At 69.7% G+C, this 12134-nt stretch carries 11 protein-coding genes, 1 pseudogene and 1 riboswitch; of the genes and pseudogenes, 4 read left to right on the top strand and 8 right to left on the bottom strand.

Annotated features, from left to right (window positions below):
- A pseudogene (locus tag ACLM5J_RS19410) lies at nucleotides 1-643 on the top strand (3-ketosteroid-9-alpha-hydroxylase); the annotation flags it as partial.
- Nucleotides 644-695: 52 nt separating this feature from the next.
- Here ACLM5J_RS19410 and ACLM5J_RS19405 read toward each other — a convergent pair.
- Nucleotides 696-1781, bottom strand: coding sequence for a class I SAM-dependent methyltransferase (locus tag ACLM5J_RS19405; protein ID WP_413658319.1), 1086 nt, complete (start codon nucleotides 1779-1781; stop codon nucleotides 696-698).
- 118 nt (nucleotides 1782-1899) lie between these two features.
- Here ACLM5J_RS19405 and ACLM5J_RS19400 point away from each other — a divergent pair, with 118 nt between their 5' ends.
- Both ACLM5J_RS19400 and ACLM5J_RS19395 read left to right on the top strand, forming a co-directional pair.
- On the top strand, nucleotides 1900-4602 hold the full coding sequence (locus ACLM5J_RS19400; RefSeq protein WP_413658318.1) for a LuxR C-terminal-related transcriptional regulator: 2703 nt from the start codon (nucleotides 1900-1902) through the stop codon (nucleotides 4600-4602).
- 328 nt (nucleotides 4603-4930) lie between these two features.
- The gene (locus ACLM5J_RS19395; protein WP_413658317.1) at nucleotides 4931-5209 is read left to right on the top strand and encodes a hypothetical protein; all 279 of its coding nucleotides are present in this window, start codon (nucleotides 4931-4933) and stop codon (nucleotides 5207-5209) included.
- A gap of 87 nt (nucleotides 5210-5296) precedes the next feature.
- Here ACLM5J_RS19395 and ACLM5J_RS19390 read toward each other — a convergent pair whose 3' ends face one another.
- Entirely contained in the window at nucleotides 5297-6142 is an 846-nt protein-coding gene (locus tag ACLM5J_RS19390) for a DICT sensory domain-containing protein (protein WP_413658316.1), read from the bottom strand.
- A gap of 112 nt (nucleotides 6143-6254) precedes the next feature.
- Here ACLM5J_RS19390 and ACLM5J_RS19385 point away from each other — a divergent pair, with 112 nt between their 5' ends.
- Entirely contained in the window at nucleotides 6255-6455 is a 201-nt protein-coding gene (locus ACLM5J_RS19385) for a hypothetical protein (RefSeq protein ID WP_413658315.1), read from the top strand.
- On the opposite strand, the gene bluB is transcribed toward ACLM5J_RS19385, so the two are convergent.
- The 6 genes from bluB to ACLM5J_RS19355 all read right to left on the bottom strand — a co-directional run bounded on the left by bluB (nucleotide 6446) and on the right by ACLM5J_RS19355 (nucleotide 12102).
- Entirely contained in the window at nucleotides 6446-7066 is a 621-nt protein-coding gene (gene bluB, locus ACLM5J_RS19380; protein ID WP_413658314.1) for a 5,6-dimethylbenzimidazole synthase, read from the bottom strand. The two genes, ACLM5J_RS19385 and bluB, sit on opposite strands and share 10 nt — an antisense overlap.
- Complete coding sequence (locus ACLM5J_RS19375) at nucleotides 7066-7842, bottom strand: cobalt-precorrin-4/precorrin-4 C(11)-methyltransferase (RefSeq protein WP_413658313.1); 777 nt, start codon at nucleotides 7840-7842, stop codon at nucleotides 7066-7068. Before ACLM5J_RS19375 ends, bluB begins: the two co-directional genes overlap by 1 nt.
- Entirely contained in the window at nucleotides 7839-9380 is a 1542-nt protein-coding gene (locus tag ACLM5J_RS19370; RefSeq protein WP_413658312.1) for a precorrin-2 C(20)-methyltransferase, read from the bottom strand. Before ACLM5J_RS19370 ends, ACLM5J_RS19375 begins: the two co-directional genes overlap by 4 nt.
- On the bottom strand, nucleotides 9377-10042 hold the full coding sequence (locus ACLM5J_RS19365; RefSeq protein ID WP_413658311.1) for a precorrin-8X methylmutase: 666 nt from the start codon (nucleotides 10040-10042) through the stop codon (nucleotides 9377-9379). The genes ACLM5J_RS19370 and ACLM5J_RS19365 overlap by 4 nt, the downstream gene beginning before the upstream one ends.
- Entirely contained in the window at nucleotides 10039-10887 is an 849-nt protein-coding gene (locus ACLM5J_RS19360) for a nitrite reductase (RefSeq protein ID WP_413658310.1), read from the bottom strand. The genes ACLM5J_RS19365 and ACLM5J_RS19360 overlap by 4 nt, the downstream gene beginning before the upstream one ends.
- Before the next feature lie 52 nt (nucleotides 10888-10939).
- Nucleotides 10940-11130: riboswitch (cobalamin riboswitch) on the bottom strand.
- Between the two features lie 54 nt (nucleotides 11131-11184).
- Nucleotides 11185-12102, bottom strand: coding sequence for an SDR family NAD(P)-dependent oxidoreductase (locus ACLM5J_RS19355; protein WP_413658309.1), 918 nt, complete (start codon nucleotides 12100-12102; stop codon nucleotides 11185-11187).
- Between the last annotated feature and the right edge of the window lie 32 nt (nucleotides 12103-12134).

The raw sequence follows: 12134 nt of genomic DNA, 5'->3' as shown, positions 1-12134 counted from the left end.
CCGCGAGATCGTCGACAACGTCGTCGACATGGCCCACTTCTTCTACATCCACTACGCCTTCCCGCACCACTTCAGGAACGTCTTCGAAGGCCAGAGCGCCTACCAGTACATGAACGGAACGGGTCGAGAGGACATCCGGGCACGCAGCACCCGGCCAGGGCCGGTCAGCCTCGGTTCGACATCGGTCGCCGCCTACCACGGTCCGTCCTTCATGATCGACGAACTCACCTACCACTACGAGGACGGCGACACCGAGACCATCCTGATCAACTGCCACTACCCGATCGACGAGAACAGCTTCGTGCTGATGTACGGCGTCATCGTCGAGCAGAAGGAAGGCGTCACCGCGGAGGAGGCCGAGGTCATGGCCGCCAAGACCGCCAAGTTCATCAAGTACGGCTTCGAGCAGGACGTCGCGATCTGGAACAGCAAGGCCCCGATCGACAACCCGCTGCTCTGCGAGGAGGACGGCCCCGTCTACCAGCTGCGCCGCTGGTACCAGCAGTTCTACGTCGACGTCGAAGACGTCACCCCCGAGATGACCGAGCGCTTCGAGTTCGAGATCGACACCACCCGCCCCAACGAGGCGTGGCGCGCCGAGGTCGAGGCCAACCTGGCAGCACGCGCCGGCTCAGGCGACTGACGACCGCTGCCGGGCGAGGCGGGGCACCTCCCGCTCGCCCGGCACATCGTCGTCAGGGCCGGACCGCGAAGACGTTGTTGAACGGCGTCTGGGCGACGAGGTCGAAACGGGTGAAGCCGCCCGCCATCACCACATCCTTGATCCGCGCCGGACCGGCTTGGGTACCGAGCGCCAGGCCGACGTCCTGCGCCAACGAGGTCGGGGTGCAGAGCAGGGTGGAGAAGCCGTAGTAGGCCCGTCCGACCGGGTTGAAGTTGTCCTGCACCTGATCGCCCGCCGCCGGTTCGACGATCATCCAGGTGCCGTCGTCCTTCAGCAGGCCCCGGATGTGGCGGGCGGCACCCACCGGATCTCCCATGTCGTGCAGGCAGTCGAAGGTGGTCGCCAGGTCGAACCCCTCGCCGTCGACGGTCTGCGCGGGCTCCGCGATGAACTCGATCTGTCCCTCGACCCCCGCCTCCGCAGCACGTTCGCGCGCCGTCTCGATGGAGGCCTGGTGGTAGTCCGAGCCCACGAACCTCGCCTCGGGGAAGGCCTGCGCCATCAGGATCGTGGAGGCACCGTGCCCACATCCGACGTCGGCGACCCGGCCTCCGGCGCTCAGCTTCTCCGGCACCCCTTCGCACGCAGGCAGCCACTCGTTCACCAAGTGGGCTTGGTAACTCGGGGCGAAGAACCGCTCACATCCGACATGGACGTCGGCGTTGTGCTCGTGCCAGCCCATACCGTCGCCGGCGCGCGCAGCCGCCATGATCCGGGGCGCGTCGCGGATGGTGCCGTGCGCGATCTGGAAGAGGCCGGGAAGGTACGCAGGGCTACTGGCGTCGGTGAAGGCGACCATCTGCTCCGGCGGGAGCATGTAACGCTCGGTCTCCGCGTCGTACTCCAGGTAGGAGCCCGCCGCCTGGCAGTTCAGCCATTCACGGGTGTAGTGCTCGTCGGTGTCGGTGTGGGTGGCGAGCTCCCGTGCGGTGCTGGGCCCGTGTTCGGCGAGCGCCCGGTAGTAGCCGAGTTGGTCCCCCATCACCACGAGCGCGGCGTTGAGTGCGGAGCCCACCTCCTCGACCGCGCGGAAGACGAAACTCATCAGTTTGTCGTGGTCGACCTCACGCCCGGTACCGGACTGAGTCTGGGTCATGGTCGTTCCTTTCCGAGGTGGCACGCCACGGTGGCGCACGTCGACACCGACGTTGCCGGACCTCGACGCCGGATCGCATCAGGTGGTCCACCTGGTTCTGCGGTCCTAGACTCCGAAGATGCTCATCGGCAGGCTCGCCGAACGGCAGGCACTTGCGCGGTTGGTCGCTGGCGCACGGGTCAGCGAGAGCGGAGCCCTGCTCCTGCTCGGTGAGCCAGGCCAGGGAAAGACGGCGTTGCTCACCGAGCTGGCACAGCAGTCCACTGGCGTGACCGCCCTGTGGGTGCGCGGCAGCGACGCCGAGCGCACGCTCCCTTTCAGCGGGCTTGACCAGTTGCTCCGTCCGCTGCTGGAGCTCCGCAACGAGATCCCCGCGCCCCAGGCTCGCGCCGTCGAGGTCGCTCTGGCGTTGGGTCCTGGGGTTGCTCCGGACCGGTTCGCGATCAGTGCCGCGACACTCAGCCTGCTGAGCCTCGCCGCTGAGGAACGCCCCACCCTGGTCCTGGTCGACGACGCCCACACCCTGGACCGCGCCTCCGCGGAGGCGTTGGCCTTCGTCGCTCGCCGGGTGCTGGCCGACCGGCTGGCTTTGGTGGTCGCCAGCCGACCGTTGAGCGGAGTCCTCCTCGACGCCGGCCTACCTCGCCTGGAGTTGACGGGCCTGAGTGCAGCGGAGGTGACCGCGCTGTTGCGCGACCGGTCCGGAACCCAGATCTCGGCGGCGCTGGGGGCTCGGGTGCAGGGCGCCACGGCGGGCAACCCGTTGGCCGTCGTCGAGGTTGCCCGCACCGTCGAGGTCCTGGAGACCCAGACCCCGGCAGCCACCGTCGCCGTCCCACACCAACTGGTCGCGAGCTACCTCCACCGCGTGACAGCGCTGGCGCCGCACGTGCGTACCGCGTTGTTGGTCGCGGCACTTGCCGGGGACAGCACCCGGGTACCGATCGTCCTGGCACCGCTCGGTCTCGGGCTCGACGATCTTCGCGCGGCCGAGCTGGCCGGTCTGGTCACCCTCGGCGCGAGTGGGGTGGAGTTCTGTCATCCGTTGGCGCGGGCCAGCGTCCCTGCCGTCGTCACCGCTCAACAGCGCCGCGACGCCCACCTGGCGATCGCCGCCCAGACCACCGACGCCGACCGCCGCGCCTGGCATCTGGCGGAGGGTACCGTCGGGCTCGACGCCGAGGTGGCCGAGGAGGTCGCCGCCGCAGGCACCCGGGCGTTGGCGCGGGGCGCGTACTCGGTGGCGGCGTCGGCCTTCGAGGCAGCCGCCACCCTGACGCCGTCGCGAGGGCTTCGCGCGGCCCGGTTGCTGGCCGCTGGTGAGGCCGCCACCTTGGCGGGACGCGGTTCCCGCGCCTCGGCGCTCCTGGACCAGGCAGCGAACGAGGCAGGCGATCCGCGGCATCGAGCGAAGGTCGACGCGGTACGTGCCGTCGTCGAACAACGTTGGGGCTCACTGGAGCGGAGCCGTGATCTGGCGGACCGCGCCTTCACCAGCCTGGTCGCGGTCGACCCCGACGCCGCGGCCCAGGCAGCAGGCGACCTGGTCCAGGCATGCCTCTATCTCGGCGACACCGCGATGGCGATGCGGCGGGCCCCGACGATCGAATCGCTGGTCCGACGCTGCACACCGGGGACGGCGGTGCGCGCCAGACTTATCGGCGGGATCGCGCAGGTGCTGGCCGGTCAGGACGGACTCGCCGCGATCGGGGCAGCGACGACCGCCTTGGCGACGACGTCGGTCGGCGACGACGAACTCCGCCCGACCTGGTTGATGATGGGCCCTCTCTTCACGCGGGACGGGTCACCGTCCGCCCGGGCGCTGGTCGCCCGGTTCGAGCAACGGCTACGCGACGGCGCGGCGCTCGGTGCCCTGGCCGGGCTGCTGCTCCCGGTAGCCCGCTACGCAACGCTGACCAACCGTTGGGATGAAGCGCGAGCGAAGTACCTGGAGGGGATCGCGCTGGCCCGGGAGTCGGGTCAGACCACCGATCTGGCGATGCTGTTGGCGGGTCTGGCGTGGTTGGAGGCGAGGAGCGGCGGGGCGCTCTGCCGCGAACACGCCGATGAGGCAGCGTTCCTGGCGGCTCGCCATCACGTCCATCTCGCCACGGTGTGGGCAACCTGGGCACGAGGCGATCTTGCCCTGGCGACTGGCGATCCCACGGCGTCGCTGGCCCACTTCCAGCAGATCGACCAGTTCGTGACGCGGATCGGCTTCCGTCACGTTGAGGCGAGCCCTGCCCCCGAGATCGTCGATGCCTTGCTCCACTTGGGCGACGTCGATCAAGGAGCCTCGGTCGCGCGGAGGTACCGACAGCGCGCTGAGGAGGCGGGGAACCGATGGGCGCTAGCTCGCGCGGAGCGATCCGCTGCGTTGGTAGCCGTCGATCCGGAGGCCGGGCTCCGCCGAGCGTTGCTCCTGCAGGAGGCCCTCTCCGACCAGTTCGAAACGGCCCGGACCCAGTTGGCATTGGGCGAACTCCTGCGCCGCAGCAAGCGGCGTACCGATGCTCGGGGCGCGCTTCGCGCCGCCTTGACGACGTTCGAGCACCTCGGCGCGGAGCCCTGGTCGGAGCGGGCCGCCCGCGAACTGCGGGCCACCGGCGAGCACGCCCACCGGCGCAGCGACCGGACCATCGACCTGCTCACCCCACAAGAGCTCCAGGTGGCCCGGCTGCTCGCCGACGGAAACACCACCAAACAGGCAGCAGCCGCGATGTTCCTCAGTCCGAAGACCGTCGAGTACCACCTCCGCCACGTCTATACGAAGCTGGAGATCCATAGCCGTACGGCGCTCGCCGAGGCGCTGCGAAGGTAGGGGCCGACGATTCCCAAGGAGGGCGACGGTCCGACCGGCAGCCGCGACGAGCACGATCCACAGGCCGTCCTGCAGGCGGCTGGGGTAGCTGGCTCAGCAATGGTGCGTGCTGAACCCGGTGGTGGACGGGTCTCGACAAGCTCGACCAACGGGCCACCGGCGATCGAGCTTGTCGAGATCATGATCACCGGCGATCGAGCTTGTCGAGATCAGGTCCTGGTGGTTCAGGTACTCCGGCGGTTGCTGCGTTCGCGTGGAGCCTGAGCAGCAGCCGACCCGCCCACGGAGGAGTTCGCGGTCGCCGCGAACCTCAACCCGCCAGGGTGCGATGTCCCTGCTCGCGGATGCCCTGGATCTGCACCACCGTCTCCCGCGGCTGTGGGTGAAGGTCGAACTCCTGGAGGTGCCGGGGTGGAAGGCACGCCGGGTCGCGGAGCTGACCCGGAAGCTCCGCCGCGCTGGAGATGTGGACACGCTCAGGCAGCGGAAGGCCAAGGCACTCGGCTCCATCGCAGAAGCGCAGGACACACTCGACATTGGAGGTCTCGACAAGCTCGACCACCGCATCACGGCTCCATCGCCACCGTCGCGACGGTCGTCGACCTGAACCAGTTCGACTACAAGCAGCCCGCTCCTCCGGAACCACACGGTCCCCCGAGGCAGCAGCGGCGCGCCCGAACGCACACCCGTCGGCTCAGCTCAGGTACGACATCGCGCGCAACAAGAGACGCTCGGTGTCCAGCGCCGACGTGCCCGCTCGGGCGATGGTGGTCTCGGCCAACAGCTTGCGCGCTGCCTCCGGCACAGGCGTCCCGGCCGCCTCAACCACGCCCGCCAGATTCCGGGCGGCAGCGATCACCACCTCACGGTCCGTGGAGATGAACGCTTCGTAGTCCCGGGCCCCGGTGGCGGGCACCTCCCAGGCAGCGAGCACCACCGCGAACTCCGGCGAGAGACAGACCACCGACCACTCCCGGCGCATCGGGGCGCCGGGCGGAAGCTGCACCAGAACGGGAGCGCCGGGGGGGCCGCCCGCACCCGGACCCGCTGAAGCCGCGTCGCTCTCAGCCTCGAACTCACCGACGACGGCCGCCCACAGGGCGGTGCGGGCCAACTCATGCCAGCGTTGCGCCGACTCCCCGAACCGGTCACCGGTCTGGAACGCCCCGAGCGCCAACGCAGCCCCACCGCGCCCCAGAGACTCGTCCTCGATAGCGTGCGAGAGGGCGACCAGGACCTTGCGCGAGAGACGTCGTGGCTGCAGGTAGGGGAACGAGGCGGTCAACTGCGCGAAGAGCGAAGGCGAGTCGAGCTGGCCGCGCTGGGAACGCACCGTGTCGATCGCCAGCCGCAGCGGAACGCCCGCGGCCCGGGCCTCCAACACCTGGCGAACGTCCTCGACATCACGCTCGGTGAACCGCCGATGCCCCGACCCCTTGCGGCGCCCCTCCGGGAATCCGTGGCGGTTCTCCCAGGTCCGCAGCACACCAGGGGTCAGCCCGGTGCGCTCCGCCAGCTCTCCGACACTGAACTCATCCATCGGACCCCTCGAATCAGGTAAACCGCAAGAACCCTCGCCAGACCCCTTGCTAATTTCGCTACACAAAACTATACAGGTTTGTAACGGAATTTCGAGGGCAAGGAGGCCCGTCATGATCGAAGTCGTTATTTTCCTCAGCGTCTCGCTCACCGCTGCCGTCATCGGCTCCATCGTCATCTGGAGCATGGACGCGCTGCGTGCCGAGGAGATCGAGACGCACCCCGCTACTGGTCCGGCGCCGCGGCACCTGGCGCCGCTGACCGCGCCGAGGCCGCGGGCTTTGAACCGGTCTGCAAAGCCCCGTCACCTCTGATAGCGCTCGGCGTGGAGGGCGGCCTCCAACGGACTCCGCCCACGCCAGCCGAACCGTTCCAGGTCGGGCACCTCCGGTAATTCGGCGACCGGCCCGACGCAGAGCCAGGCGACCGGGCGGATATGCGCGGGGAAGCCGACCAACTCCGCGAGGAACTCCTCGCGATAGAAGCTGACCCACCCGACGCCGACGCCCTCGGCGGTCGCCGCGAGCCACAGATTCTGGATCGCCAAGCAGACCGAGTAGAGCCCAGCGTCGGCGATCGCATGACGGCCGAGCACCTGCTCGCCCGCAGTCGTCGGGTCATAGCCGACGACGATCCCCAGCCCGGACTCGCGAATGCCTTCGATCTTCACCTTCGCGAAGGTCTCGACTCGCTCGCCGACCAGATCTGCGGCGAAGATGTCACGCTCCGCCAGCACGTGGTCCCGGAACGCATCCAATGTTGGCTGCTCCCGCACCGTCACGAAGACCCAGGGCTGCGACATACCGACGCTCGGCGCCAGGTTCGCCGCACCCAGGATGCGCTGCAACACCTCCGGGTCGAGGGCCTCGCCGGTGAACTCCGCCCGGGTGTCGCGACGCCGTCCGATCGCCTCGTAGAGCTCCATCACCACGCGCCGCCCTGCTTCTCGGCGACGCGCTTCGCCTCCCGGTCACGGTCGGCGCTGTAGAGGTACGACTCCCCCACGCCGCCGGCCAACGCCCGCCCGACCAGGATCACCGCGGCCTGCCGCAGATCGGCGCGGGAGACCAGCTCCGCGATGGTGGCCACCGTGCCCCGCAGCACCTGCTCGGCCGGCTGACTGGCCCGGTAGACCACGACCACCGGACAGTCCTCGCCCACCTCCGGCGCGATCTCCGCCATCAGCGAGGCGATCCGGGTGATCGCCAGATGCAGCACCAGGGTCGCCCCGGTCGCCGCGAACGTCGTCAGCGACTCACCGCTCCCCATCGCCGTCGACCGGGCCTGGGTACGGGTCAGCACCACGGACTGCGCCACCAGCGGGACGGTCAACTCGCTGCCGACGGTCGCCGCGGCGGCCGCATAGGCAGGCACACCCGGCGTCACCGACCAAGCGACGCCGGCCACAGCCAACCGTTGGGTCTGCTCATGTAGCGCCGAATAGAGCGACGGGTCCCCGGAGGTCAGCCGGACGACGGCATGTCCGGCTCGGTCCGCCGTCACCAACTCCGCGGTGATCTGATCGAGATCGAGCCCCTGGGTGTCGACCAGTCGCGCATCGGGACCACAGTGCGCCAACACCTCGGGGTCCAGGTACGTGCCGGGGTAGAGCACCAGCTCCGCCTCGGCCAGCAACCGCGTGGCCCGCACCGTCAGCAGGTCCGCTGCACCCGGCCCGGCGCCCACGAAATGAACCGTCACTGCACGAACCTCGGGGTCCAGACCCCGGCCGTCGAGACCCGGGTCGAGGCAGCGCCGACCAGCACCAGGCACGACATGTCGATGCTGCTCGGGTCCAACTCGGCCAGCGTCGTCACCTCGATCGACTCCCCAGCGCGGCCCACCGAACGACCGACCACGACGACGGTCTCGGGCGCACGGTGCTCGAGCAGCACCGTGCGCGCCACCGCGATCTGCTCGGTGCGGCTCCGCGACGCCGGGTTGTAGATCGCCAGCACCAGGTCCGCCTCGGCGATCGCCCGCAGTCGCTTCTCCACGACCGGCCACGGCTTCAACCGATCCGAGAGCGAGACCACGGCAAAGTCGGCACCGATCGGCGCACCCGCGCGTGCAGCCACCGCCTGCACCGCGCTCACCCCCGGGAGCACCCGGATCGGTACCTCCGCGAAGCGCGGGTCCTCAGCAGCCTCGAAGACGGCGGCCGCCATCCCGAAGACCCCGGCGTCCCCGCCCGAGACCACAGCGACCCGTTCACCGGCAAGTGCCAGCTCCAGCGCGTCCCGCGCCCGATCCACCTCGACGGTGTTGCCGCTCGCGTGCCGGGTCAACCCTTCGCGTTGCGGCACCCGATTGACGTAGGGGGCGTAGCCCACCACGTGCTCCACCTCGCCGAGCGCGGCAGCGACCTCCGGCGTCAGCCAGTGGTCGGGCCCTGGACCGAGCCCGACGACCAGCAGCTCCGTCACCGGCGTGCCGCCGCCCTCACCGGACTGCTCGACACCGCTCTGTTCGACACCGCCGTCACGGACCGCCGCCGCGACCCGGCTACGGGAACCGTTGAGACTGTCCCCGGTGACCACGATCAGCGAGAAGTACGGCACGGTCTCCGCATCCACCTCGGCCACGGGGCGCCACTGCTCCTCGGGCATCGAGGCGCGCTCGACATAGAAGGCATGGTCCAAGCGCCCAGCCTCGGCAAGGGCCGCACGCACGGCCGGGAAGGTCCTTCCCAGCTTCATGATCACGGCCGCATCGGTGTCCGCCAGTCGACGTGCGAGCTCTGCGCGCGGCAGGGTCCCGGGCAGCACCGTCAGCACGTCGGTCTGCCGGACCAGGGGTTGCGCGACGGCGGCGGTCGCGGCCAGGAACGCGGGAACCCCGGGCACGATCTCGGTGGGGTAGCTGGCCGACAACCGGTCGTGCATGTACATGTAGGAGCCGTAGAAGAGCGGATCTCCCTCGGACAGCAGCACGACGTTGCGCCCGGCGTCGAGGTGGGCGGCAAGCCGGGCCGCCGACTCGGTGTAGAAATCGGCGAGTGCGCCCTCGTAACCACCCGGGTGATCGGTGGTCCCGGTGGTCACCGGGTAGGTCAACTCCTCCTCGACCACGCCCGCAGCGAAGAGCTCGCCGGCGATCCTGCGCGCGTTCGAGGGTTTGCCGGCAGCAGCGTGGTACGCGACCACATCGGCGTTCTCGATGAGACGTGCGCCCTTACGGGTCAGGAGTTCCGGGTCACCCGGCCCCACTCCGACGCCCGCGAACCGTCCGGTCGTCACTCTTCCTCCTGCGCGATCGCGTTGAGTGCCGACGAGGTCATCGCCGATCCGCCGCGACGTCCGCGGACAGTGACGAACGGGATGTCGATCCCCTGCTCCACAGCGAAGTCCACCAGCGCCTGCTTGGACTCGGCGGCACCGATGAAGCCGACCGGGCAACCTACGATCGCCGCGGGCCTCGGGGCACCGTCGATCAGCATCTCCAAGAGGTGGAAGAGGGCCGTCGGTGCGTTCCCGATCGCGACCACCGCACCCTCCAGATGCGGCTCCCACAGCGAAACGGCGGCTGCCGTACGGGTAGTCCCCCACTCGGTGGCGAGGCCAAGAACCCTTGCCTCGTTGAGGAAACAGAGCACCTCGTTGTCGGCCGGCAACCGGCTGGGCGTGACCCCCCGGGCCACCATCGTCGCGTCGCAGAGGATCGGCGCGCCGGCCTGCAACGCCGCCCGCGCCGCCGGCACCAGACGGTCGTCGACCACCAGGTCGTCGACCAGATCGGTCTGCCCGCTGCCGTGGATCATCCGCACCGCAAGCTTCTCCGCGCTCGCGGGCACACCCGAAAGGTCGCTCTCCCGCCGGATGGTGGCGAACGAGTCCAGGTAGATCGCCGGGCCACGGTCGATGTACGGATAGTGCCGATCAGGTCGGCGAGGGCTGGTCATCGGCTCTCCCAGGGGACGAGGACGCCACGCCACGGCGTGACGACCAGTTCGGATGCGTTGAGGAAGCGGAGGTGGTCGCGGCGCAGGCCCATCGGCGGCACGGGAACATGCACTCCGCCAGGGACCGGGCCGTACTGGAGCGGTGCCAACGCCTGCGGCAGCTCAGGGTCGGCGGGCTGCGGCGGCGCCAACAGCGCCGGCAGTTCACGGATGTGCCAGGGCGCTTGGGGGCCACCGCCGCGGACGGCGAGGAACTCCCGGGCCAACTGGACCAACCGGGCCGGAGCTTCGGGCAGCCGGACCACCTCGCCCCAGTGCTCGCCGATGCGCAACTGGCCACGCTCTGCGTCCAGCGCCACCAGGCCCAGGTCGCAGCTGCGGTCGAGAACGTCGCCGCGCCCGTCATCGAGCACGTGGAGGAAACGCCCACTGAGAGTGCCGAGTTCGGCGTCTGCCAGCAGCAGGCGGTCCAACTCGGCGACGACCGGACGCAGGTCGGCCCGACCGCCCGCGAGTCCGGTCTGCGGCGACGCCAGGATGTTGCGACCGACGTCATGGGCCCGGCTCGGCAGCAGCCCCGTGTCCGCGAGCGCCGCTTCGACCTCATCCGGTAGCAGGCGCCCGCACGCTGCGGCGGGCAGCGCCCGCAGTTGCAGGTTGGTCCGGGTGGTGACATGGACTGCCCCGTCCCCGAACTCCTCGGCTATCTCCATGAGGCGGAGCAACGCGGCGTAGGCCACCCGCCCGCCGGGGAGGCGCAGCCGGACCAGCAGGCCGTCGTCGGCCGGCCAGGGCCGGAGGACACCGGGACACTGGTCGGGCCGGGAACGCTTCGCCGAAGTCACTGCACACCATCTGAGTCGGGGACCCTTACGCGGAGTCCGCTGTGACCCGACGACGGCTGTCGCCAGGGCCAGCAGGTCTTCGGACTCGGTTCAACCGGAACGGAACGCCTTCCCAGACCGATGGCCCAGTGGCTGTCATTGCTGACGTGTCCCGCCCGTCCCCTTACCGCTGCGCGTCAGTTCCGGATTCTCACCGGATTCCCTGACTCCTGACGGAGTACGACTGGCCTCAGCAGGCTACCCCCTCGCCCTGCCGGCTCGTCGCGGGCCTCCCCCGGTGCCCACGACGAGGCCGACTCACAGCTGTCCGGTCTTCGCCAACAGGTCGCGCGGGAACTCCGGAGACTCGGCATAGACCAGGTACTCCGGCAGCAGCGAACGCTCATCGATCTCGTCCGGCTGCCACCCGGTCACGAGCTCACGCCCGTCCAGGGTGCGGACCGGGCGGTTGAACTCCTTGATCAGCGGGAGGCTGTAGGCCACCCGGCCGGTGAGCACCTGCGGGTCGCCGGTGCAGAGCAACAGGTTCGCCTCCGCCATCGTCTCCTCCGGCTCGGCCGGCCAGCCGGGCACGAAGTTGTTGGCGTTCTCCGTGGCGACGCCTCGGTTGGGCGCCAAGGTGTTGACCGCGATGTTGTCGGGGTGCAGTTCCAGCGCAGCCCCCGTGCTGAGCCGATCGATAGCTGCCTTGGTCGCGCCGTAGAGCACCCCACCGCGCAAGGGGTGCGGCGCGAACGGTGGGCCGACCCGCGGTGAGGCCATCCGGCTGGAGAGATTGACGATCCAGCCGTGACCGACCCTGCGCATCCCCGGCACGACGGCCTTCATCAGGTCCCAGGTGTTCCAGATGTTCGTCTCCACCGTCTCGGTGAAGATCCTTCGCGTCGCTTCCTCGAATCCCTTGCCGTGTTGGCGTGCGGCCGCCGCATTGTTGACCAGGATGTCCACGGTGAGCCCCATCTCGGCCTCGATCCGGGCGATCAACGCGACCCGGTCGAGGTCCGGGTCGCCCAGGTCGACGGCGAACGCACCCGCCGTACCACCGTCCGCGCGGATCAGTTCGACCGTCTCCTCCAAGGAGCCCGAGAGCGCGCCGTCACCGGGGCGCAGCGTTCGCGAGACAGCCGCGACAGCGATCCCCTCCGAGGCCAGACGACGAGCCATCGCCCGGCCGATTCCGCGGCTGGCGCCGGTGACGAGTGCAAGGTGCACCACTAGTAACTCCTCTTCGTTGGGTGAGCACAGCG

The sequence above is a fragment of the Nocardioides sp. Bht2 genome, assembly GCF_047308515.1.
Lineage (GTDB): Bacteria > Actinomycetota > Actinomycetes > Propionibacteriales > Nocardioidaceae > Nocardioides.
This window is presented reverse-complemented; position numbering and strand designations above follow the sequence as displayed.